The 23,220-nt window shown below is 26.9% G+C and carries 23 protein-coding genes and 1 tRNA gene; 15 read left to right on the top strand and 9 right to left on the bottom strand.

What is annotated here, in order from left to right:
* The first annotated feature begins 66 nt into the window (after positions 1 to 66).
* The 7 genes from CQA44_RS06960 to dapF all read left to right on the top strand — a co-directional run bounded on the left by CQA44_RS06960 (position 67) and on the right by dapF (position 3,701).
* Positions 67 to 456, top strand: coding sequence for a YbgC/FadM family acyl-CoA thioesterase (locus tag CQA44_RS06960; RefSeq protein ID WP_115546561.1), 390 nt, complete (start codon positions 67 to 69; stop codon positions 454 to 456).
* Positions 453 to 698, top strand: a complete 246-nt coding sequence (locus tag CQA44_RS06955) for a DUF493 family protein (protein ID WP_115546560.1) — start codon at positions 453 to 455, stop codon at positions 696 to 698. Before CQA44_RS06960 ends, CQA44_RS06955 begins: the two co-directional genes overlap by 4 nt.
* Before the next feature lie 69 nt (positions 699 to 767).
* Positions 768 to 852 (top strand) — tRNA-Leu (locus CQA44_RS06950).
* 44 nt (positions 853 to 896) lie between these two features.
* The gene (gene ribA, locus CQA44_RS06945) at positions 897 to 1,454 is read left to right on the top strand and encodes a GTP cyclohydrolase II (protein ID WP_115546559.1); all 558 of its coding nucleotides are present in this window, start codon (positions 897 to 899) and stop codon (positions 1,452 to 1,454) included.
* A 1-nt stretch (position 1,455) separates the two neighbouring features.
* On the top strand, positions 1,456 to 2,421 hold the full coding sequence (locus tag CQA44_RS06940; RefSeq protein WP_115546558.1) for a glycosyl transferase family 90: 966 nt from the start codon (positions 1,456 to 1,458) through the stop codon (positions 2,419 to 2,421).
* A 34-nt stretch (positions 2,422 to 2,455) separates the two neighbouring features.
* Positions 2,456 to 2,950, top strand: a complete 495-nt coding sequence (locus CQA44_RS06935; protein ID WP_115546557.1) for a DUF4149 domain-containing protein — start codon at positions 2,456 to 2,458, stop codon at positions 2,948 to 2,950.
* Position 2,951: 1 nt separating this feature from the next.
* Positions 2,952 to 3,701 (top strand): diaminopimelate epimerase, encoded by a 750-nt coding sequence (dapF, locus tag CQA44_RS06930; RefSeq protein WP_115546556.1) that lies wholly within the window; start codon positions 2,952 to 2,954, stop codon positions 3,699 to 3,701.
* Here the strand turns inward: dapF and CQA44_RS06925 are convergent.
* Together CQA44_RS06925 and CQA44_RS06920 are read right to left on the bottom strand one after the other, a co-directional pair.
* On the bottom strand, positions 3,698 to 4,894 hold the full coding sequence (locus CQA44_RS06925; protein ID WP_115546555.1) for a CapA family protein: 1,197 nt from the start codon (positions 4,892 to 4,894) through the stop codon (positions 3,698 to 3,700). The genes dapF and CQA44_RS06925 overlap by 4 nt on opposite strands.
* A 34-nt stretch (positions 4,895 to 4,928) precedes the next feature.
* Positions 4,929 to 5,558, bottom strand: coding sequence for a class II aldolase and adducin N-terminal domain-containing protein (locus tag CQA44_RS06920; RefSeq protein WP_115546554.1), 630 nt, complete (start codon positions 5,556 to 5,558; stop codon positions 4,929 to 4,931).
* A gap of 220 nt (positions 5,559 to 5,778) precedes the next feature.
* Between CQA44_RS06920 and CQA44_RS06915 the strand changes: the two genes are divergently transcribed.
* From CQA44_RS06915 to dnaK, 3 genes are read left to right on the top strand one after another with little or no spacing between them, the layout of a single operon-like run.
* Positions 5,779 to 6,546, top strand: a complete 768-nt coding sequence (locus tag CQA44_RS06915; RefSeq protein ID WP_115546553.1) for an HrcA family transcriptional regulator — start codon at positions 5,779 to 5,781, stop codon at positions 6,544 to 6,546.
* A 15-nt stretch (positions 6,547 to 6,561) separates the two neighbouring features.
* Positions 6,562 to 7,125 carry a nucleotide exchange factor GrpE gene (grpE, locus tag CQA44_RS06910; RefSeq protein ID WP_115546552.1) on the top strand — a complete coding sequence of 188 codons (564 nt, stop codon included), beginning with the start codon at positions 6,562 to 6,564 and terminating at the stop codon, positions 7,123 to 7,125.
* A gap of 10 nt (positions 7,126 to 7,135) precedes the next feature.
* Positions 7,136 to 9,016, top strand: coding sequence for a molecular chaperone DnaK (dnaK, locus tag CQA44_RS06905; RefSeq protein WP_115546551.1), 1,881 nt, complete (start codon positions 7,136 to 7,138; stop codon positions 9,014 to 9,016).
* A gap of 42 nt (positions 9,017 to 9,058) precedes the next feature.
* Here the strand turns inward: dnaK and CQA44_RS06900 are convergent, their stop codons facing one another.
* The 7 genes from CQA44_RS06900 to CQA44_RS06870 form a co-directional block, all read right to left on the bottom strand.
* Entirely contained in the window at positions 9,059 to 9,847 is a 789-nt protein-coding gene (locus CQA44_RS06900) for a histidinol-phosphatase (RefSeq protein WP_115546550.1), read from the bottom strand.
* A 41-nt stretch (positions 9,848 to 9,888) separates the two neighbouring features.
* Positions 9,889 to 10,404, bottom strand: a complete 516-nt coding sequence (gene bioV, locus CQA44_RS06895) for a pimelyl-ACP methyl ester esterase BioV (RefSeq protein WP_115546549.1) — start codon at positions 10,402 to 10,404, stop codon at positions 9,889 to 9,891.
* On the bottom strand, positions 10,401 to 12,077 hold the full coding sequence (locus tag CQA44_RS06890; RefSeq protein ID WP_115546548.1) for an AAA family ATPase: 1,677 nt from the start codon (positions 12,075 to 12,077) through the stop codon (positions 10,401 to 10,403). Before CQA44_RS06890 ends, bioV begins: the two co-directional genes overlap by 4 nt.
* Entirely contained in the window at positions 12,064 to 13,305 is a 1,242-nt protein-coding gene (mtaB, locus tag CQA44_RS06885; protein ID WP_115546547.1) for a tRNA (N(6)-L-threonylcarbamoyladenosine(37)-C(2))-methylthiotransferase MtaB, read from the bottom strand. The genes CQA44_RS06890 and mtaB overlap by 14 nt, the downstream gene beginning before the upstream one ends.
* Positions 13,295 to 14,812 (bottom strand): mechanosensitive ion channel family protein, encoded by a 1,518-nt coding sequence (locus tag CQA44_RS06880; RefSeq protein WP_115546546.1) that lies wholly within the window; start codon positions 14,810 to 14,812, stop codon positions 13,295 to 13,297. Before CQA44_RS06880 ends, mtaB begins: the two co-directional genes overlap by 11 nt.
* Before the next feature lie 11 nt (positions 14,813 to 14,823).
* Complete coding sequence (aroB, locus tag CQA44_RS06875) at positions 14,824 to 15,861, bottom strand: 3-dehydroquinate synthase (RefSeq protein WP_115546545.1); 1,038 nt, start codon at positions 15,859 to 15,861, stop codon at positions 14,824 to 14,826.
* Between the two features lie 80 nt (positions 15,862 to 15,941).
* Positions 15,942 to 17,366, bottom strand: coding sequence for a TrkA C-terminal domain-containing protein (locus CQA44_RS06870; protein ID WP_115546544.1), 1,425 nt, complete (start codon positions 17,364 to 17,366; stop codon positions 15,942 to 15,944).
* Positions 17,367 to 17,530: 164 nt separating this feature from the next.
* Here CQA44_RS06870 and CQA44_RS06865 point away from each other — a divergent pair, with 164 nt between their 5' ends.
* From CQA44_RS06865 to CQA44_RS06845, 5 genes are all read left to right on the top strand, one after another.
* On the top strand, positions 17,531 to 18,610 hold the full coding sequence (locus CQA44_RS06865) for a tyrosine-type recombinase/integrase (protein ID WP_115546543.1): 1,080 nt from the start codon (positions 17,531 to 17,533) through the stop codon (positions 18,608 to 18,610).
* An 86-nt stretch (positions 18,611 to 18,696) separates the two neighbouring features.
* Complete coding sequence (locus CQA44_RS06860) at positions 18,697 to 19,551, top strand: fumarate reductase cytochrome b subunit (RefSeq protein WP_115546542.1); 855 nt, start codon at positions 18,697 to 18,699, stop codon at positions 19,549 to 19,551.
* Complete coding sequence (locus tag CQA44_RS06855) at positions 19,548 to 21,515, top strand: fumarate reductase flavoprotein subunit (protein ID WP_115546541.1); 1,968 nt, start codon at positions 19,548 to 19,550, stop codon at positions 21,513 to 21,515. The genes CQA44_RS06860 and CQA44_RS06855 overlap by 4 nt, the downstream gene beginning before the upstream one ends.
* Before the next feature lies 1 nt (position 21,516).
* Positions 21,517 to 22,245 carry a fumarate reductase iron-sulfur subunit gene (locus CQA44_RS06850; RefSeq protein WP_115546540.1) on the top strand — a complete coding sequence of 243 codons (729 nt, stop codon included), beginning with the start codon at positions 21,517 to 21,519 and terminating at the stop codon, positions 22,243 to 22,245.
* A gap of 136 nt (positions 22,246 to 22,381) precedes the next feature.
* A complete protein-coding gene (locus CQA44_RS06845; RefSeq protein WP_115546539.1) occupies positions 22,382 to 23,194 on the top strand; it encodes a cysteine ABC transporter substrate-binding protein in 813 nt (270 codons plus the stop codon).
* Positions 23,195 to 23,220 lie beyond the last annotated feature (26 nt).

Genomic DNA, 23,220 nt, shown 5'->3' with positions numbered 1-23,220 from the left:
CTTTAAAAATATTTTAAATTAGCTTTGTTATACTTTAAAAATTATCAATGATAAAAAAGGAAAGTCTTGCAAAAATATAAAGTAAGAATCTATTATGAAGATACTGATTGTGGCGGAATAGTTTATCATACAAACTACATTAAATATTGCGAAAGAGCAAGAAGTGAAATATTTTTTAGCTCTAACAAAACGCCAAATATAAAAACTATTGGTTTTGTAGTTAAAAGTTTAAATGCAAATTTTATATCTAGTGCAAAACTAGGAGATTTATTAGAGATAGAAAGTAAAATCTTAAGGCTTGGTTATAGCAGTGTTATTCTAAAGCAAAACATTTTTTTAAAAAATAAACTTATTTTTGAATGTGATGTAAGATTAGCTTGTATAGATATAATAAATAAAAAAATTGTAAGAATCCCTGATGAGATTCTTAATATCTTAAAAGGTGAATATAAATGAATGAAGAAATAATATATCCAATTATTTGGGAATATTTAATATTTACAACAAACAAAGATGAATTATATGAAAATATAAAAAATAAATTTAAGAATTTAGAATATAAGTTAGAAGACTCTAAAAAAAGCAAAAATGAAAAATATAGTAGTCACAATTTTACTATTAAAGTAATAAATCAACAGCAAAGAGATGAAATTTTTAAAATTATCTCTAAAATTAATGGCGTGAAATTTATATTATAACTATTTTATATAATTTTATCTAATTTTAAAAAAACTTAAACTAGAATTTCAAGCTTAAAACTACAAAGAGCGGGAATGGCGAAATTGGTAGACGCACCAGACTTAGGATCTGGCGCCGCAAGGTGTGGAGGTTCGAGTCCTCTTTCCCGCACCACTTCTAAAATTTTATTTAATCAATATTTTTAGGAATTAATAGTTATGGAAATATCAAATCAAGCAAACCTTCCAACGAAATTTGGAAACTTTATTATTCAATCTTTTAAAGAAGATAATTTAGAACATTTAGTTATTATGACAAAAGAATTAAGTAGAACTCCATTGGTTAGAATTCATTCTGAATGCTTAACAGGAGATGTATTAGCTAGTAAAAAATGTGATTGTGGAGATGAACTACACATAGCAATGAATAGGATATCTAAAGAAAAAGGTATGATTATTTATTTACGACAAGAAGGAAGAGGTATTGGACTATTTAACAAAATAAATGCTTATGCTCTACAAGATAAAGGTTATGACACAGTTGAAGCAAATGAGGCTTTAGGATTTGCTAGTGACAATAGAGATTATAAAATAGTTGGCAAGATACTTAAACATTTTAACATTGATGAAATTTGCCTACTTACAAATAATCCTAAGAAAATAGAAGCTATATCTAAATTTGTATCTGTTAAAAGAGATAGCATAATTGCTACTCCGAATAAATATAATAAAAAATACCTAATGGTTAAAAAGCAAAAACTAGGTCATCTTTTATGAAATGAAAAATAACTATTTCATTTATAATCTAAAAGCTATTTTAAGAAGTCTCTATCCTTCATTGTTACTTCCTAAGAATAGAGAAAAACTTTTAAAATCATTAGATAAAAGAAATGACTTAGAATACATTAAAAATAGAGTTAATTATTATTGCAGATTAAATGATTTTAAAACTTTAGGAGAAGATTCTAAAGAACTTTCATTTTTACGCTTTACTATAAAGAAAACTGTGTATTTTTTTGATACTTATGAATATGCTATGTATTTTCCAAAAGATTTTAAAGCCTATTTTGCATTTGGTGATATTAATTATTTTTTAGATAAACCATCTATTACAAAATCCCGTCCAATAACAAATGGGGGGGGGTATAATAAAAATCAAAATTCTATTTTATTAAACCTTGATAAAATAAGACATTTTACTTTTATCAATGATAGATTTAATTTTGATGATAAAAAAGCTTTACTTTTTTATCGTGGTGGAATCTATCAATCACATAGAATAAAATTCTTTGAAAAATACTTCAATAATAAAATATGTGATATAGGACACACAGGCTCAAAATCTATAAACAAGCAATGGCTAAAGCCAAAAATTAGCATTGCTAAACATTTACCATATAAATTTTTATTATCATTAGAAGGCAATGATGTAGCAAGCAACCTTAAATGGGTGATGAGCTCAAACTCACTTTGTATAATGCCAAAACCAAAATTTGAAACTTGGTTTATGGAGGGAACACTAGTTCCAAATTATCATTATGCTGAAATTAATGATGATTATAGCAACTTAGAAGAAGTATTATGCTATTATAGGCAAAACCCAACAAAAGCAAAAAATATTATACAAAATGCCCAAGAATACACTAAACAATTTTTTGATAAACAAAGAGAAGATATAATTTCCATTTTAGTTTTAGAGAAATATTTTTACTATACAAAACAGCTATATAAAATTAGAATCTAAGTTTAAAATAGTAATATTTTATAAAAGGAAAATTATGAATATATTTTTTTCAAAAAACTTTATCAATACAATAAAAGCCATATATATATGGCTACTTGGGCTTAGTATAGGTATTATATTTTCAAGTGGTGCATTTATTGCTAGTGTATTATTTTATGCAAAAGATTTTGGAATAGAACTAGAGAAATTTGAAGCTGGTATCTTGATGACAGAGATATTTTCAAGAATTAATATTTTCTTGTTAATTATAGCTTTCATAATAACATTTTATGAGATTCTATCACTTAAACTTGAGAGTGGATATAAAGCCCAAAAAAGCATATTATTTATAAGCAGTTTAATTAGCGTAATTTGTATATTTTTGTTTAGTCTCTATTATACACCATATATTATAGAGCAGCAAAAGATAGGCGAAATAGCAATAAATACAAATCAATTTCTTTCAATGCACAAACAAAGTGAATGGGTGTTTAAAATATTATTTTTTACATTAAGCTTTAATTTAATTTATAGAATCTTAAAGAAATAAAATGTGGCTTACAAAATATAATGCAAGTGGAAATGATTTTTTAATTAGCATAGGATTCATTAAAAAAAATCGCTCTAAACTTGCAAAAAAGTTATGTAATAGATTTAGTGGTATTGGAGCTGATGGATTTGTAGTGTTACTTCCTAATAAAAAATTTGCATATGAATGGGAATTTTATAACTCTGATGGAAGCAATGCTAATATGTGTGGGAATGCCTCAAGGTGTGTAGCCCACTATGCTTATAATAATAAACTAGCCTCAAAAAATCATACTTTTTTAAGTGGTGCAGGTGAGATTAAGGCAAATGTGTCTAATGATATGGTTGAGATTAATTTAGGAAGGGTTGCAATTCTAAAAGAAAATATAATTGAAGATAATCTTAATTTTTCTTTATTGGATTCTGGAGTGCCTCATCTAGTTTCATTTGTAAAATCTAAAAATAATTTTAATGATTATGAAATTAACTTCTTAAGAAAACTACGATTGAAATATAATGCAAACGTAAATCTTGCATGTATTTTAGATAGAGAAAATATATCTTTATTAACTTATGAAAGAGGTGTTGAAAATATTACTCTTGCCTGTGGAACAGGTATGGGAGCAGTATATTTCCTAGCACGATATAACAATAAAATTAATAATAATGCTGTTTTAACCCCGCCAAGCAATGAAAAATTATACTTAAGAAAAATAGAAAATGAAGTATATTTTAAAGGTAAAGTGCAAAAGATTGCTGAAATTTTTATCTAAAAATTAGACTTATTTAATGGAATACTATAATTCTCTAATCTATCTAATATCCTTTTATATCCTTTAGTAAATTTATCATATATTAATGGCTGATAATTATTATAACTATCTTTAGAAGAAATGCTAGCAGGTATTATATTATGGACTATTGTAATATTATTTTCTAAAGTATCAATAGACGATAAATTAGAAATATAAGTAGAATCTAAGCTACTTTTTCCATTAAAGACAAATTCTGCTTGGTATATTATAGTATCTTTATCTTTTGGATTCTTAGCTCCACCATATATAAAATTACCTAAACTATATACTATTTTTCTACCCTTATATTCCTCTATACCTTGTAAAACATGTGGATGATGACCTATTACTAAACTAGCGCCATTATCAATAGCAAAATGTGCTAGTTCTCTTTGAATATTATTGGGGATATTTTCCCTCTCCTCTCCCCAATGAAATGTAAAGATAACAATATCAGCACCCATACTATAAAGCTTTTTAATCTCATCTCTTACTTTGTTTTTTATATTAAGATTCCACCCACGATGACCACCAAAACCAAATTTCTTTCCTTTAATTTCTATAATATTTAAATTTCCTTCACCAAAATACTCGATATTGGCACTATTTAAGGAATGCAAAGTATCTTTAAAGCCCTCAACTCCATAATCTCTAGTATGATTATTTGCAATATTTACAATCTCAATACTAGCCTCTTTTAAAATATTTGCATATTTACTAATACCTTTAAAACTAAATTGTTTTTTAAAAGCATTATTAAGATTTTTATCGCTTAGCACTCCCTCTAAATTTCCAACACTTAAATCATCTTTACTAAGAACATCAATAACACCTTTACTAAAATACTTATAATCTCCATTTACCTCATAAAATTTTTTATTAAAAGTAGCTCCTATTGCTCCTTTATAATCCCCTAATACATTATCCCCAATAAAACTAATTTTAATAGATACACTAGGCTCTTTTATCTTAATATCATTAACATTATTATCAATATAATTTTGATTTATTTTATTTTTTGTATTTTGTTGTTGAATATCATTTTGGTCTATATTACTATTTTGTCCTATATCTTGTATGGCACATCCACTAAAAATAAATATAAAGATAAATAATTGTATTCCTAAAATATTAGTTAAATAGCATTTAAATTTGAATAGTTCAATAAACATATTTTTTCCTTAATATAAGTGTGCTAAATTTTCTTTATACTAAATTATTATTCATAAGCTCTAATTTATATTTAAAGAGTGTATTTTCTAAATTATGAAGTGTTAAAATTTTAACGCTATTTTCAATTAAGGCAATAGTTTGTGCTAAATGAAACAAATCTCTACCATATACATAAATTCCAAAACCTTTTACAACAATCACATTTGTATTATTTTGCTTTAAAAAATTACATATTTCTACATCAGCTCTATCTTCCCAACTACTAAATTCCTTTGGATCATAAATTGATATTTCTCTAAATTTTTTATATCCATAATAATCTTTTGGGATAATTTTAAAATGATTAATAGAATAAGCTGTGGTAAATGGTGGCAATGTATATGCTATACATCTTGCTTCGCTTATTTCCTGATAAATATTAGAATGTATTACTGCATCAGCACTTGCCTCTTGATAACTATAATCTCTCTTGTGGGATAAGATTATAAGATTCTTTAGTGAAATATCATCAAAAATTGCATTACTTGTATTAATAATGAATTTATTTTCATTTATTTTATGAGAAATTGCCCCGTGAGATATATCAAAAAAGTTTTTTCTAAACATAGCTAAAGATACATTCTTAAGCTCTTTTATAATTTTTTCATCTACATTTTTTATCATTATGTCATTTTAACATAAATTTAGAATTTTAATTAAATAAATTTATATTATATTACAATATATATCAAAATAATTAAATAATTTATGTTAGAAAAGTTGATATTATTAGACTAATATTTATATTAAATTCTATATAAAATAGCAATATTTTTATTTGAGTGCTAATTTTTTAAAAAATATGCTATAATTAATTTTGAATTTCTTAACTTAAGGAGATATTTTGAATAAAAGGCAAAGACTATTAGACGAAATGATTGCTATTTATATCAAAGATGGTGAGCCTATTGGTTCAGAATCTTTGCGTCTTATGGTAGATATCAAAATATCATCTGCAACTATAAGAAATTACTTTAAAGTCTTGGTTGATGAGGGTGTATTATCACAACCTCATATAAGCAGTGGTAGGATCCCTACAAATAACACACTAAAGGAGTATTGGAGAAAAAAACTTTCTATAAAAAATACTTTAATTATTAATAATTTAAGCAAAATAGAATTTGCTAGTAAAAAATATGAAATTTTTTGCAATATTAGATTTAAAAAAAGTGGTATTTTAAAAAAGGTGTTAAATTTTGAAAATGAATATAGTATTTTAGTTTTTGATAATAATGAAGTGGTAGTTCCATATTCAACACATTTACATACATTTATGCAAGAATTAATCCATCAAGATATTGATGATATTAAAAACATAGCAAAGAGTGTATGTGCAAATACTTTATTTAAAAAACTAGAATATATATCAAATATAGAAGTTTTTAATTTTGGCTATGAATTTTTAAACATCACAAATGGAAGTCTAATACTAGAAATTATTAATAGTCATATTTATTATAGATTAAAAAATGGTTTTTATTTTGATTTATTTCCAGATGGCTATTTAGGTATTATACAAGATATTAAGCTTGATGATAACTATGGAAAAATATTTATCTTTGGAAAGTTACGTTGTAATTATGAAGAATTTTACAATGAAGTTGCATCTTAAAAAAAGGAGGTTAAATTGAGCGAAAAAAACGAACAAAATAATGATGAACAAAATGAAGAATTGCAAGATTCTAATGCTAATTTAGATTCTGCTAACGAAAGTTTAGATGAAGTAGAATCTAATGAAGAAATCAACAAAGATTTAAAAATAAAAGAACTAGAAGATAAATATTTGAGAGCTTATGCAGAATTTGAAAATATAAAAAAGAGATTAGAAAGAGATAAGTATCAAGCTTTAGAGTATGCAAACGAGAGTATATTAAAAGATTTTTTACCAATCTTAGATACACTAGAATCTGCACTAAAAGGTATTGATACTTCCAAAGAAGATTCTGCAATAAATAGTATTATAGATGGCATTAAACTTACCATCGATAATTTTACAAAAGTATTTAATAAGCATAGCGTAGAGGTTATATCCACTGATGGTGAATTCGATCCTAATCTTCATAATGCAATTATGCAAGTTAATGATGAAACCAAACAAGATGGAGAGATAGCACAAGTTATTCAAAAAGGTTATAAATATAAAGATAGAGTAATTCGCCCATCTATGGTTGCAATTACTAAAAATAATTAAGGAGATTAAAATGAGTAAAGTTTTAGGAATAGATTTAGGAACAACAAATTCAGCAATGAGTATTTTTGAAGGTGGAGAAGCTAAAATAATTACAAACAAAGAGGGTAAAAATACTACTCCTTCAATTGTAGCCTTTACAGATAAAGGAGAGATTCTAGTAGGTGAGAGTGCAAAGCGTCAAGCTATAACAAACCCAGAAAAAACAATTTATTCCATAAAAAGAATTATGGGACTTATGATTGATGAAGATAAAGCTAAAGAAGCACAAAAAAGGCTTCCTTATAAAATCGTTGATAGAAATGGAGCCTGTGCTATTGAGATAAATGGTAAAGTTTATACTCCTCAAGAAATTAGTGCTAAGATTTTAATGAAGCTTAAAGAAGATGCTGAAGCTTATCTTGGTGAGAGCATTGGTGAGGCAGTTATAACTGTTCCAGCATATTTTAATGATAGCCAAAGAAAAGCTACAAAAGAAGCAGGGACAATAGCAGGATTAAATGTATTAAGGATTATCAATGAGCCTACTTCTGCTGCCCTTGCCTATGGATTAGATAAGAAAAATTCAGAAAAAATAGTAGTTTATGATTTAGGGGGTGGAACATTTGATGTTACTGTCCTTGAAACAGGTGATAATGTTGTTGAGGTTTTAGCTACTGGTGGAGATGCCTTCCTTGGTGGAGATGATTTTGATAATAGAATAATTGATTGGGCAACAAATGAATTCAAAGATGAAAGTGGGATTGACATAAAAAAAGATGTTATGGCTCTACAAAGACTAAAAGATGCAGCAGAAAATGCCAAAAAAGAGTTAAGTAGTGCAAGTGAGAGTGAAATAAATCTACCATTTATTACAGCTGATGCAAGTGGTCCAAAACATTTAGTTAAAAAACTAACAAGAGCTAAATTTGAAAGTTTAATTGATGATTTGATTGAACAAACAATTAGTAAAATTGATGAGGTTATCAAAGATTCTGATTTATCAAAAGCAGATATTAGCGAAGTTGTTATGGTAGGAGGTTCTACTAGAATCCCAAAAGTCCAAGAAAGAGTAAAAGAATTTACAAATAAAGAACTAAATAAATCTGTAAATCCTGATGAAGTAGTAGCAATAGGGGCAGCTATACAAGGGGGTGTGTTAAAAGGTGATGTAAAAGATGTTCTTTTACTTGATGTAACTCCTCTTAGCTTAGGAATTGAAACTTTAGGTGGTGTAATGACAAAGGTTATTGAAAGAGGTGTAACCATACCAACCAAAAAAGCACAAGTTTTCTCAACTGCTGAAGATAATCAACCTGCTGTATCAATACATGTTCTTCAAGGTGAAAGAGAGCTTGCAAAAGATAATAAATCCTTAGGTAAATTCGATTTAACAGGAATTCCATCAGCTCCTAGAGGTGTTCCTCAAATAGAAGTAACATTTGATATTGATGCAAATGGCATATTAACTGTTAGTGCAAAAGATAAAGCAACAGGCAAATCTCAAGAAATTAAAATAACAGGAAGTAGTGGATTAAGCGATAGTGAGATTGATAAAATGGTAAAAGATGCTGAACTTCATAAAGAAGAAGATACTAAGCGAAAAGAAGTAATTGAAGTTAAAAATACTGCAGATTCTTTAATATATCAAACTCAAAAAAGTTTAGACGAGATAAAAGAAGGATTGAGCGATGATGATAGAGCAAATATAAATAAAGCAATTGAAGATTTAAAAGAAGTATTAAAAAATGATAATGCTTCTAAAGAAGAGATTGAGAGCAAAATTAAAGCTCTAAATGATGTTAGTCATAAACTAGCAGAAGCTGTATATGCAAAAAATGGTAAAGAAAATGCTAATCAAAAAGAAGAAAATAATAAAAAAGATGATGATGTAATAGATGCAGAAGTAGAATAATTTTACTTAAGAATCTAGGATTCTTAAGTAAAATAAAAATTTTTAAATTTTATACACTTCTCTTTTATGTAAACTAAAAGATACGACTTCCTTAAATCCAATATCCTTTGCAAGAGAAATTGCAAAATCTTTTTTAAAACCAACTTGACTTGGTGAGTGAGCATCAGAGCTAAATGTTATTGGAATCTCTAATTTATATGCCAACTCTAAAATGTCCCTACTTGGGTAAATCTCACAAATTGGCTTTCTAATACCAGCTGTATTGATTTCTAATACCATATCATTATCTTTTATTGCCTCTAGTGTATTATAAATATCTTTTTGTAAAGAAAAAGATGGCTTATTATTAAAAATTTTAAATAAATCAAAATGTCCTACTATATCAAAAAGCCTACTTTCAGCCATAGCAATTATAGATTGCAAATATTGTTTCCAAGCGTCATTTATATCAATTTTATTATATTCGCTTAAAAATTCTTCATTATCAAAACCCCAATTATTTAAAAAATGCACAGAACCTATTAAGTAATCAACATCACTTTCTAAAACTTTTTTTTCTATCAAGTATTCTTTTTTATAAATATAATCTACTTCAAAGCCAACTTTAACACTAATCTTATCTCTATATTTCTCTCCCAAAGCTCTAATCTCATAAATATAAGAATCTATTTCATTAACACTCATTCTATATTTTTTATCAAATTCCATAGGTGCATGACAAGCAAATCCAAATATATTAATTCCATTTTTTATTGCAGATTCTACATACTCATAACACTCACCAATGGCGTGATTGCATAATTTTGTATGGTTGTGTAAATCTATATTCATTGTAAATCCTTTTAATAAGTTATTAACTAATATTTTTAGAATTAATTATATTTTAATAAATGATTTGCATTTTTTAGTAAATAAACTATCCCAAATCTAGCAAAAAATTCACAAGCATTATTAACATTTATAATCTTATCATTACTTCCTATATAAATATCAAACTTTATACCTCTACTTTTCAAGAAATACATAGAGTTTGAATTAAATCTATATTTTAAAAGTAATTTTAAATCTTTTGCATCTGGGGTTTTAAGATAGTTAATAAATTTATTTTCAAAGCCAATATTTTTTAAAAAATACTTCATATAAACTTTACTATTTTTAGCAAATAGCCCAAGCTGTTTATGTATAAACCAATCATCTATATCATTAAAAAATGCTGGTGATAATAAAATAAGCCTATTAATTCTAGTATTGTTTTTTAGGCTAAATTCTAAAGCATTCTGTGCCCCATAGCTAAAACCCGCTATATTATAGTTTCCTTTATATTTTTCTAAAATATCACTAAAAATTTCATAATCATTTTCAAAACCAAATCCACTAAAAAATCTCAAGTAAATAATTCCCTATTTAAAATATCTTTTAATTGTTCTTTTGATATTTTTTCTTTTTCAAGGAGTATTTTTTGCACCTCTAGTAACGCATTCTTTGAGCTTGTAAAAAATAACTTTAATTCATCTTTAACATCGTTTAAAATTTCTAAAATATCACTATAATCTACTATTATTCTGCCAGCCATTGCATAAGTTTCACACATCTCTCTTGCTATTTCTTTAGCTATTGCTATATCTTCTTTACAATTTGTATAAGTTTCATTATGATACATTTCCAATACAACATTACCACTAAGAGCAACCTTTATTATATTTAATAAATCTGTTTTAGATAGGATATTTTTATCACTATTTTTAATTGCATCTCCAATCAATGATACTTTATCAAATTCTATCTCACACCAACACGCACATAATGCTTTTGCTGCTTGATAAAGAGATATAACATCTTTTTCTTTATCGCTAAAGCTTAATTGTTTTTTAACTCCACCTGAAATTTTATTATGAGAAATGAAAAAATCATCATTTGTAATAATCTTAGAATTCCTCCTTAAAGCATTAAGGGAGGCTTCATTAACAAGAGAGGCTATAGAAGCACCGCTAAAACCAACGCTATATTTTGCAATTTCATTTATATCAACGCTATGATTTTTGCCATTTAAATAAAGTTCAATGATTTTTGACCTTTCTTCTAAATCTGGTAAATCAATATAAATTCTCCTATCAAATCTACCAGAACGAAGAAGTGCGGGGTCTAAAACATCTATCCTATTAGTAGCACCAAGCACAATAACCCCGCTACTATCAAAAAAGCCATCCATCTCTGTTAAAAGTTGATTTAATGTAGCCTCTCTCTCATCACTTCTATTTCCACCTCTAGCCTTACCCACTGCATCAATTTCATCAATAAAAATAATACTAGGTGATTTTAATTTTGCTTGATAAAATAGTTCTATAACACGTTTTGCACCAACCCCAACATATATTTGTGAAAATGAACTACCACTTTGGTAAAAAAATGGAACTTTTGCTTCATTTGCTATTGCCCTTGCAATCATAGTTTTACCAACACCCGGTGGTCCTACAAGCAAAATTCCCTTTGGAAGATAAATGCCTTTTGTTTGATATTTATAAGGATTTTTTAAATAATCAATAATTTCTAATAAATCATCTTTTACTTCCTTAATGCCTGCTATATCATTGAAAGTTATAATGCTTACTTGATTATTATTGTTAATGCCAACACTAGTAGCAAGGTTATTATGGGTTTGAGATTCTTTTTTAGCTTGCTGTATAGGAAAATTATTGTTAATTTTTCTACTTCTAAATAAGGCGTTAAATAAAACTGCTATTCCCAATAAAACAACTATAATAATACCTATATCAGCCAAAATATTATTAAATGAATTGTTTGTTTTTACTTCTATTGCAATATTTTTTAACTCACTTAAATTAATTATCTCTTTTGCAATTTTATATTTTTTGTCATTTGCATTGATATAAATATAATTATTATCAATAGACATTTTATTTATGCTATTGCTAGAAATTAAATTTTGAAATTCATTAATATCAATAAGTATGCTATTATCACGAAATATTAAAATAAGACTTAATGCTATAATTAAAGCCAACCCAATTATAATAATAAAAATATTTTTAGATTTCTGCATAATTCATATCCTTATTTACTTTATAATCATTTATTCTAACCCATTTTAAAGAAAGATTTTTATCACTTTTAATACAAATCTTATTAAAAAATTGGTCTAACCCATAAAAATAATCTCTTTTTTTATTTTCAACTAAAACTTCTAATTCTCCTTTATTTTTTCTAAAATCTAAATTCTTGCTTTCAATTAAATCTCTTATTAATTTTAGCCTCTCTTTTGCTAATACCTTTGGAACATCTATTTTCATCTTACTAGATGGAGTATTAGAGCGAGGAGAATAAATAAAAGAATGAATATGAGTTAATGGAAGAATCTTTAAATTACTAAAAGCCTCATTAAAAACCTCATCTTTTTCAAATGGATGTCCTACTATAAAATCAGTGCCTATTGCAAAGCCTTTTTTTGCAATCTTATCAAATAAAATATAATCATTTTCAAAACGATTTATCCTATTCATAACTTTTAGCATATCATTGCTTGTGTGTTGTAGTGCAATATGAAGATGCTTTTCTAGGAATGAAGAATCTAGCAATTCTAAAAAATCTTCTTTAATTTGTGATGGTTCTAAACTACCTAATCTTATTCTTTTAATACCACTAATTTTTGAAATATCTATTAAAAGTTTTGGAAGTGTATCATTTGTATCTTTTCCATAACTACCAAGGTTAGTTCCGCTTAAGACAACTTCGCTAATACCACTATCTGCCAATCTCCTAATTTGTTCTAAAATCTGTTCTTTTTTATGACTCCTTGATTTTCCCCTAACTTGAGGAATAATACAATAGCTACATTTAAAATCACAACCTTCCTCAATTTTTATAAAGCCTCTACTCTTTCCTATAACCCTATCAATAATAACATCATCAACATGATTTAAATCATCACTAAAGTAAAATCTCTCTTTTTTATTTAATAAATTTGCAATATCTTGTTTTTTACTATGTCCAAATGCACCATAAACTACGCCATTTTCATAAGAATTCTTACCTAAACCCTCTAAGCCACAACCTGTAAATATAATCTTTTTATTTAGTTTTTTAACCTTAGAAATATATTCTTTTACCGCCTTATCTGCACCATTTGTAACACTACAAGAATTAATTACAATAAAGTCTGCACTATTCTCATCTAAGCTTAATTCATAATCTTTTAATGATGCAATCATTACTTGTGTATCATAGATATTTGTTCTACAACCAAATGTTTTAAAAAATACTTTATTGCTCATTTAAAACTTCACCATTAGTTAAAAATTTATCTTTTGGAATGATTGTAGTTGTAGGATATGAGATTTCAATATCATTTTCTTTTAAAAAAGATTCTACAATCTCGCCTGAAATAAGGCTATTTATCATAAGTGTTGCATAGGCATTTGTTTGAAACCATATAGATATTTTAATACCATTTGGCACAATAAAACTAAACACTCTAGGCTCTACATTCATATCTCTAATAGAATATTTAATCTTTAACATACTTAAGTTTCTCCTTGTAGATTCTGTATAACCGCTTGAATATTTTTTAGCAATATTACTAGCAATAAGGAGTGCTTTTTTATAATTACTATTAAAAGTAATTGTTATATCTATACCATCCCAAACAGTTTTCATATTTGAGTGAGAATAATTTGCAATCATAGTTGTAAAAATTAAATTATTTGGTATAAAAATTATCCTACCTGCTCTGCGATTATACTTATACGTAGTATAAGTTACATCTTCATATAGTGTAATTCTTAACATTGATATATCTATAACATCACCTACATAAGTTGTATTATCCTTTACAACTCGAATTCTATCACCTGATTTTATACTCCCTCCACCAACAATTACTATATATCCAAAAAAAGACATAAACCAATCTTTCATTGCAATAGCTAAACCAGCAGATACAAAACCAATAATAGCTATAATATAAGCTACATTTTCAATATATGCAAAAAGCAATATTAAAATAATAATACTAATATTAGCAACATTTATAACCTTATTTATCATATATCCATTATTATTATCATCTCTTTGTGCATATAGCTTTAATAAGAATTTTGTAATAAATGAAATTATAGAAATCACCGCAATAGTAACAATTATATAAAGTAATTTTAAAGATTCTTTTTTAATATCATTATTTACTTTTTTAATATCATTATTAGCATTTTTCTTAAAAATATCAATATATAGACTTGAAATTTTTTTAGCAGAATCTAGTTCTGTTATCATTTCTTTTGTATTTTGAAATTCTTGTTTTTTGCTATTGTCTCTACTTAAAAGTTTTGCTTTTATATGTAAATTTGATAAAAGATTATCTAAATCCCTATAATTATCCTCTATGATTTTTATTTGAGAATTAATATTATTTATATAAGATAATCCGCTAGAGATTAAAAATGGATTTGTAATCCTTGGAATTTCATTTACATTTTGCACTTCTATTAACTCTTTATAAGGCTCATTTTTATAATTTCTAAGTAATTCTTCTTGCTTTTTTATAGTATGATATTTTTTATCTAAAGTATGGAGTTTATTATTTATCTCTAAACTTTGTGGCAGCTTTTTTAGCTCATCAATTTTAGATTCTAAATTTATCATTTCATTATAAATAATATTATATTCATTATAATTTTTATACTTTATAATCCAAGGATTATTTTTAATATTTAACTCAATATCACTTAATTCATCTGAATAAACATTTATAAAAAAAATTAGAAATAATAAAATAATTCTCAAAAATATACCTTTTATAAAATAGAAAGCAATAACTCTTTTGATGGATTTTCTAAAATCTCCATTTTACCAATACCGTTTGGAATAATAAATCTTAACTTATCATTTTGGCTTTTCTTATCTAAATAAAAATTATTATAAAATTCATCCTTATTATTAACTTCATAGCTGATAGGAAGTCCAAATGAAAGTAATAAATTTTCAATTCTACTAGATTCTTTTTTAGTAATTCTATTTAATTCTAAAGCTAATTTATTTGCCTTAATAATCCCCATACTAATTGCCTCTCCGTGCAAATATGTTGAATAATTCCCAAGTAATTCTATAATATGACCAAAGGTATGACCATAATTTAGCCCTGCTCTAACACTATCCTCTCTCTCATCTTTACTTATAACATCTGCTTTTATTTCAATACTTCTTTGTATTGCATAAGTCAAATTATCTTTATTATTTAATAAATCTGCATTTTCTAGCCATTCAAAAAAATTTCTATCAAAACATACTGCTACTTTCACTATCTCACTAAGACCAGAAATAAATTCTCTTTTATTTAAAGTGGAAAGGAAATTTACATCAATATAAACTGCCTTTGGTTGATAAAAAAGTCCAATTAAGTTTTTACCAAAAGGTGTATTAATGCCTGTTTTACCGCCTATACTAGCATCAACTTGTGATAAAAGTGTTGTTGGGATATTTATAAAATCAATACCTCTTTGGTAGATACCAGCAGCAAATCCCGCCATATCACCAATAACTCCGCCACCAAAACCTATAATCAAGGACTTTCTATCCAACTTATGAATAAAGGCATTATTTAAAATCTCCTCAACACTCTGCATATTTTTATAAATTTCTCCATCTTTTAAAGTGCAAATAAAAACTTGCTTTGAATGAAATTTTGATAACAAACTTGAGATATGAAGTGCAGATACTCTTGGATTAGTAACTATTAAAACTTTATTATGATGAATTTCGTTTAAATTACTATCTATATTTCCCAAATAAACATTATAGCTTCTATCTTGTAAGTCAATTTTTATTATTTTCATAGCTTTTCTTTAAACATTTAAGATTCTTATTTAATTTTATAACTTTTTTTGTAACAATTTCTTTAAAATTCAAAATTATTCTATATTGGCAATAATATCTGTGGATTCTTATTGATATTTAAAGATAAATAATCTGAATTTTTATTTAAAAACCAAAAAATTCTGCGTCTAAGCAAATCAATTTCTAGTGGTATAAACTGCAATATCTTATTATTTGTTTGATACAGCCAAAGAATCGGATTTTTGGAATTTGTATGTTCTATCTGAATTTGTTTATTAAAGATTCTGCCTAGATTACGATAATAATTTGCAATATTTACATCATATTCATCATCAAGCTCAAATTCATAAAGTTTAATATCAAAATTAATCTGTGAAGCTATATCAAGAATCGTATAAGCAATATTTTGTATATGAAGTGAGTTTATAGAAACTACCACTAAGGCATCTTTAACTTCACTTAATCTAGTGTATTTACCAACCTTTAATATCGGGCTATTTGCTTTATATAAAACCTTTCTTGATTTTGCATACTTAAAAATTTCGCTAGAAACAATAATTAAACCTATCTTTTTATAAGAATCTTCTTGAATTTTTTTTGCTATACATTTATTATTATAATCAACAATAACTCTAATATCTTTATTCTCTAAGTTTTTAATTTCCCTTAAAACATCGATCTTGCTTGGATTTATAATATTGATAACTAATTTATCATTTTTAATCTTTTTATGCAACCAAAGAGAATCATTAATAATATCAAATATCTCTTTTTTATTATGCTCTCTAAAATCAATATATACATAAATATCAACTCCAAATGGAACAGGAAAGTTATTTTTATTATTACTAATTCTTTTATAAATATTATTTAAAATTTTAGGGTCACCAACAGCAAGGATATTATCATTTGGCAATATTATTGTATTAGGGTTAATTGTCATAAAACTATTTTGGCGATAGATTCCAGCAATCTTCCACCCTTTTTGTAAAATTGAACCCACACTAATATAGGCATAGGCACTACCAAATGGAATGTTAATCTGCATAATCTCTCCCTTATTTAATCCAAAGCCTCTTGCAATAATTGGGATATTTGGAACATTTTCTATCAGAGATTTTGCTGTTAAAAATATAGTAGAAATAGTATTAATACTAGAATCTTGAAGTAAATCTTTATTAATTTGAGATTTAGAATCACAAGATAGAATAATTGGAATTTCTTTCTCAACACTCCTAATAATAAAACAAACCTCTTCTCTTTGCTTTTCATCTGGTAAAACAACAAATATATTATATAGACTATAATTAATTAGAGGTGTTAAATAATACGCTGAAGTAGGCTCAAAATTATATAGTTTAAAACTATCACTAAACTTTAATGATATTATTTCTTCATCATTAGAAACAACTATATATGAATTATTGTTTTGATATTTTTCTAACAATAATTCTAAAAAAATCTTTGCTATTTTGCCTTTTGCAATGATTAAAACCTGCTTCATTAACAACCTTTTTAACTACTGAAAAATAACTTTATTATTGTATAAAAAATAAACTACAAATACAAAATTTCTTTTAAATGATATTGTTTTAAAGAATTTATAAACTTCTTTAAAGAATTTAACTATTAAAATTTTGGGGTTAAGTCTATAATACAAAGGTTATTATGCGTTATAATATTGACTTTAAAGATACATTTGATGATAGTTTGCTCTTTTGGATTGAAAGATTTATACATTCAAAAATTGTTACTCTATCATCAAGAAATGTTAAAAATAAAGCCGAACTAAACAATGTTCTAAATACACTACGATTTGGTATTAAAAATATTGAAGAACTCAAATTATTGCTAAAAAAAGTTAGAAGTATAGGTCTCATTGGAATAAATACTTATGGAAATCCACTAATAAAACTATTTTATTATTTACAAAATTTTGGATTTGCTTCAATAAAAGAAATTGATGAAGAAGTTTTAAGAGATTTTTTAGCTATTTCTTGTGCAAATCTTAGCAATGCAAGCAAAAAAAATCATCGTATAGTTTTAATTGGTTTTTTTGGTTTTATTGATAAACAAAACGAAGATGATAATGAAAAATCATATATCTTTAACATAGAATTAAAAAATATTGGAGATATTAAAGGCAAAAGTGCAGAAAAACTTCCGTCATTTATGAATGAAAATGAAGTTTCCAGATTTATATCAACTATTGATATTTTTCCCTTCTCAAAGAAAACAAAATACAGGAATCAATTAGTTATAAAATTAATATTATATACAGGAATTAGAGTTAGTGAAGCACTAAATCTAAAATATAAAGATATTAGCAATGAAAATGAATACTATGTAATACAAGTAAGAGGTAAAGGAAATAAACCTAGAGTTGTAATGATTTTAAAAAAACATATTGAATGCTTATTATCAAAATGGATAGAACAAAAAAATACATTAAATTTAAAAAGTGAATATTTATTTTGTAATTTTAAAGATAATATGCTAACACAAGCATATGTAAGCCGTATTGTAGAGAAAGTATTAAGTTATGCTGGAATTAGAAAAGAAAAAAATGGTGCTCACATGCTAAGGCATTCATTTGCAACATTATTATACCAAAAAAGCCTAGATTTGATATTAGTTCAGGAGGCTTTAGGACACTCAAGTATATCTACATCAAGAATATATACACATTTTGATAAAACACGACTAAAAAAAACTACTTCTATTATGGATAACATAAACAATACATAATAAATTTATACTAATTTTATTAACAATTTAAAAATTTTAATGTTAAAATTTTTATGTCCATTTTATTTTAAAGTTAGGGAGGCTATATGGGACAAAAAGATGATAATAATATTATTGAAAGCTATACAGGAGTAGCGGCAAACAATAAGGCTAGTAGAATACCAGCCATACTAGACTGGCTTCAAAGTGCAACAGGACTATTTCTAGCATTATTTATGATAGCTCATATGTTTTTTGTATCAACAATACTAATTAGTGAAAAAGCTATGTATAAAGTTACAAAATTCTTTGAGCTAAGTTTTTTAAGTAGCACGGGAGAAGGTTGTCCTTTAGTGGTATCTATAATAGCATTTGTAGTATTTGTAATTTTTATTCTACACGCATTTCTTGCAACTAGAAAATTTCCTATAAATTACAGACAATATTTGAGATTTAAAACACATAAAAATATGCTTCATCACGGTGATACAAATTTATGGGGAATTCAAGCATGCACTGGATTTGCAATGTTTTTCTTAGGAAGCATTCATTTATATATTATGATGACACAACCTCAAACAATAGGACCTGTTGGTTCTGCATATAGATTTGTTCATCAACATTTTTGGATTCTATATATAGTATTATTATTTGCAGTGGAACTTCACGGCTCAATAGGTTTATATAGACTTGCTGTAAAATGGGGTTGGTTTGAAGCAAATACTCCACAAGTAACACTAAAACGATTAAGGGTATTTAAAACTTGTCTTAGTGTATTTTTTATAGTGTTAGGACTTCTAACTTATGCAGCATATGTAAAAAAAGGTCTTAGTTTAGATTCAAATATTGATTATATGCACTATGAATATAAAGAATTTAAACAAACAGCACAAAAACCTATAGTAGAAGAAATAATAGAAGATTCAGAAAAAAATGTAAATGAAATAGGGGGGTCTTTATGAATATTAAATATTGTGATGCATTAATTATAGGTGGTGGGTTAGCCGGACTTAGAGCTTCTATTGAGTGCAAGAAAAAAGGCTTAAGCACAATAGTTTTAAGTCTTATACCTGTAAAAAGAAGTCACTCTGCAGCAGCTCAAGGTGGCATGCAAGCAAGTCTTGGAAATTCAAAAATGAGTGATGGTGATAATGAAGATTTACATTTTATGGATACAGTAAAAGGAAGTGATTGGGGTTGCGACCAGCAAGTCGCTAGAATGTTTGTTACTACTGCACCTAAAGCAATTAGAGAATTAGCGCAATGGGGTGTTTCTTGGAGTAGAATCCAAAAAGGCAAAAGAGAGGCTATCATCAATGCACAAAAAACAATTATAGAAGAAGAAGATTTTAGACACGGATATATTCATTCAAGAGACTTTGGTGGAACTAAAAAATGGAGGACTTGTTATACAGCTGATGCAACAGGACATTCTATGCTATATGCAGTTGCAAATGAAGCAATAAAACTAAATGTTGATATTCAAGATAGGAAAGAAGCGGTTGCTTTGATTCACGAAGATGGTGTATGTTATGGTGCTGTTGTTAGAGATTTAGTTACAGGTGAACTTATAGCATATATTTCTAAAGGAACATTAATTGCAACTGGTGGATATGGAAGAATTTATAAAGATACAACAAATGCTGTTATATGCAATGGTGTTGGTGCAGCAATAGCACTAGAAACAGGTATTGCAAAACTAGGTAACATGGAAGCTGTTCAATTCCACCCTACTCCAATAGTTCCAAGTGGAATCTTATTAACCGAAGGATGTAGAGGTGATGGTGGAATATTAAGAGATGTAGATGGTTATAGATTTATGCCAGATTATGAACCAGAAAAAAAAGAGCTTGCAAGTAGAGATGTTGTTAGTAGAAGAATGATGGAGCATATTAGAAAAGGTAAAGGTGTAAAATCACCTTATGGAGACCATATTTGGCTAGATATATCAATTCTAGGTGAAGCTCACATTCATAAAAACTTAAGAGATGTTTATGATATTTGTAAAATCTTTAATGGAATTGATGTTACCAAACAATGGGCTCCTGTTAGACCTATGCAACACTACTCAATGGGTGGAATAAAAACAAATTACAAAGGTGAATCTGAACTTAGGGGATTATTTGCAGCAGGAGAAGTTGCTTGTTGGGATTTACATGGATTTAATAGGCTTGGAGGTAATTCTGTTAGTGAAGCAGTTGTTGCAGGTATGATTGTTGGAGATTACTTTAGAGATTATTGTGAGAATAAAAAAATGACAATCAAAACAAGCTCTATTGAAAAATTCTTAAATAGAGAACAACAATACCTAGAAAAGCTAATTAATTCTAATGGAAAAGAAAATATATTTGATATTAGAAATAAAATGACTAAAATTATGGATGAAAAAGTTGGAATCTTTAGAGATGGTAAGCACTTACAAGAAGCAGTTAAAGAGTTAGAAGAATTATATAAGAAAAGTAAGCATATTGGCTTAAGCAATAAACATCTACATAATAATCCTGAACTAGAGGAAGCATATAGAGTAAATAAGATGTTAAAACTTGCTCTTTGTGTCTCTAAGGGTGCATTAAATAGAACTGAAAGCAGAGGTGCCCACACAAGAGAAGATTATCCAAAAAGAAATGATAAAGACTGGTTAAAAAGAACTCTAAGCTCGTGGGAAAATCCAGATGATGAAACACCTACTATTACATATGAAGATTTAGACATCAATACTATGGAAATTCCACCTGCATATAGAGGATATGGTGCTAAAGATAATATCATAGAACACCCACAAAGTGCAATAAGACAAGCAGAAGTTGATAGAATAACTTCTGAAATGAAAACCAAAGGTAAAGATAGATATGAAATTCAAGAAGCATTAATGAAATTTGATTTACAACCACAATATAAAGCTAAAAATCAAAGATTAGGAGATTAAAATGAGTGAAAGAGTAATAACAATAAAAGTTTTAAAATATGATCCACAAAGTGCTATTTCTAAACCTCATTTCAAGGAATATAAGTTAAAAGAAATAGATTCAATGACTATCTTTATAGCACTAAATATGATAAGAGAAACCCAAGACTCTGATTTAAGCTTTGACTTTGTATGTAGAGCAGGTATTTGTGGAAGCTGTGCTATGATGATAAATGGTGAGCCTAGACTTGCTTGTAGAACGCTAACAAAGAATTATGAGGGCGGAGTAATTACTCTAGCTCCTTTACCCGCATTTAAATTAATAAAAGATTTATCTGTAAATACAGGAGTTTGGTTTGAGGGAATGACAAAAAGGGTTGAAGGTTGGATTCACTCAAAGAGTGAAAAAAGCATTGCTGTTTTAGAAGACCCAATAGAACCAAGTGTAGCTGATGCTGTGTTTGAATTAGATAGATGTATTGAATGTGGCTGTTGTATAGCAGGATGTGCTACAAAAGTTATGAGAGATGACTTTGTGGGAGCAGCTGGATTAAATAGAGTTGCTAGATTTATGTTAGACCCACATGATAAAAGAACTGATGCAGACTTTTATGAGCTAATAGGGAATGATGATGGCATATTTGGTTGTATGTCTTTAATGGCTTGCCAAGATTATTGTCCAAAAGAACTTCCTCTTCAGAGCAAAATTGCATATTTAAGAAGAAAAATGGTATCTCAATCTTTTAAATAAATTACTAGATTCTAATCAACAATTGATTAGAATCTAAACATACTTTTAGCTTCGAACTTTAAAATTGAATTTTACTATTAACAATTTTTTTTATTTTGTTAGAATCCTAGCTATAAATTTAAAAAAGGAGAACAGAATGAAAGCAATTTATAAAGCACTAATATTTTTGATAATAGGATTATTCCTTACTTCTTGTAGTGAAAATACAAATTCATTAGAACAAATAAAAAATAGAGATAAAGTAATAGTTGGAGTATTTGGTGATAAACCACCATTTGGTTATGTTGAAAATGGTGAAAACAAAGGATTTGATATATATATTGCAAAAAGAGTAGCAAAAGAGCTTCTAGGAGATGAAAATAAAATAGAATTTATACTTGTAGAAGCACAAAATAGAGTTGAGTTTCCAAATTCAAATAGAGTTGATATTATTTTTGCAAACTTTACTAAAACGCCTGAAAGAGAAGAAAAAGTGGATTTTGCCCTTCCTTATATGAAAGTAGCACTCGGAGTGGTATCAAAAGATGGAAAAATTAAAAGTATAGATGATTTAAAAGACAAAACTTTAATTGTAAATAAAGGAACTACTGCTGATTTTTACTTTACTACAAATCACCCAGAAATAAATCTATTAAAATTTGACCAAAATACTGAAGCATTTCTTGCATTAAAAAATGGTAGAGGAGATGCATTAGCACATGATAACTTATTACTTTTTGCTTGGGCTAAAAGCAACCCTGATTTTAAAGTTGGTATTGAGCATCTAGGGAATGATGATGTAATAGCACCTGCTGTTAAAAAGGGTAATACAGAATTATTAAATAAACTAAATGAAATACTTATAAAATTAGGAAGTGAGAACTTTATAAGTAAAGCTTACGATGAGACTTTAAGTGAAGTTTATGGAAAAGATATAAATAAAGATTCTATTATTATAGAACCAAAATAATATCTAGAATCCGAAAGGATTCTAGA

Source organism: Helicobacter sp. MIT 14-3879 (genome assembly GCF_003364125.1).
The sequence above is the reverse complement of the archived record's forward strand: the minus strand, read 5'-3'. Positions and strand labels throughout refer to the sequence as shown.

What these genes read in the sequence shown, in the direction of transcription:
- CQA44_RS06955 (WP_115546560.1), top strand. Translation starts at nt 453, where the DNA reads ATGAATGAAGAAATAATATATCCAATTATTTGGGAATATTTAATATTT.
- ribA (WP_115546559.1), top strand. Translation starts at nt 897, where the DNA reads ATGGAAATATCAAATCAAGCAAACCTTCCAACGAAATTTGGAAACTTT.
- CQA44_RS06940 (WP_115546558.1), top strand. Translation starts at nt 1,456, where the DNA reads ATGAAAAATAACTATTTCATTTATAATCTAAAAGCTATTTTAAGAAGT.
- CQA44_RS06935 (WP_115546557.1), top strand. Translation starts at nt 2,456, where the DNA reads ATGAATATATTTTTTTCAAAAAACTTTATCAATACAATAAAAGCCATA.
- dapF (WP_115546556.1), top strand. Translation starts at nt 2,952, where the DNA reads ATGTGGCTTACAAAATATAATGCAAGTGGAAATGATTTTTTAATTAGC.
- CQA44_RS06925 (WP_115546555.1), bottom strand. Translation starts at nt 4,894, where the DNA reads ATGTTTATTGAACTATTCAAATTTAAATGCTATTTAACTAATATTTTA.
- CQA44_RS06920 (WP_115546554.1), bottom strand. Translation starts at nt 5,558, where the DNA reads ATGATAAAAAATGTAGATGAAAAAATTATAAAAGAGCTTAAGAATGTA.
- dnaK (WP_115546551.1), top strand. Translation starts at nt 7,136, where the DNA reads ATGAGTAAAGTTTTAGGAATAGATTTAGGAACAACAAATTCAGCAATG.
- CQA44_RS06900 (WP_115546550.1), bottom strand. Translation starts at nt 9,847, where the DNA reads ATGAATATAGATTTACACAACCATACAAAATTATGCAATCACGCCATT.
- CQA44_RS06890 (WP_115546548.1), bottom strand. Translation starts at nt 12,077, where the DNA reads ATGCAGAAATCTAAAAATATTTTTATTATTATAATTGGGTTGGCTTTA.
- mtaB (WP_115546547.1), bottom strand. Translation starts at nt 13,305, where the DNA reads ATGAGCAATAAAGTATTTTTTAAAACATTTGGTTGTAGAACAAATATC.
- aroB (WP_115546545.1), bottom strand. Translation starts at nt 15,861, where the DNA reads ATGAAAATAATAAAAATTGACTTACAAGATAGAAGCTATAATGTTTAT.
- CQA44_RS06870 (WP_115546544.1), bottom strand. Translation starts at nt 17,366, where the DNA reads ATGAAGCAGGTTTTAATCATTGCAAAAGGCAAAATAGCAAAGATTTTT.
- CQA44_RS06865 (WP_115546543.1), top strand. Translation starts at nt 17,531, where the DNA reads ATGCGTTATAATATTGACTTTAAAGATACATTTGATGATAGTTTGCTC.
- CQA44_RS06860 (WP_115546542.1), top strand. Translation starts at nt 18,697, where the DNA reads ATGGGACAAAAAGATGATAATAATATTATTGAAAGCTATACAGGAGTA.
- CQA44_RS06855 (WP_115546541.1), top strand. Translation starts at nt 19,548, where the DNA reads ATGAATATTAAATATTGTGATGCATTAATTATAGGTGGTGGGTTAGCC.
- CQA44_RS06850 (WP_115546540.1), top strand. Translation starts at nt 21,517, where the DNA reads ATGAGTGAAAGAGTAATAACAATAAAAGTTTTAAAATATGATCCACAA.
- CQA44_RS06845 (WP_115546539.1), top strand. Translation starts at nt 22,382, where the DNA reads ATGAAAGCAATTTATAAAGCACTAATATTTTTGATAATAGGATTATTC.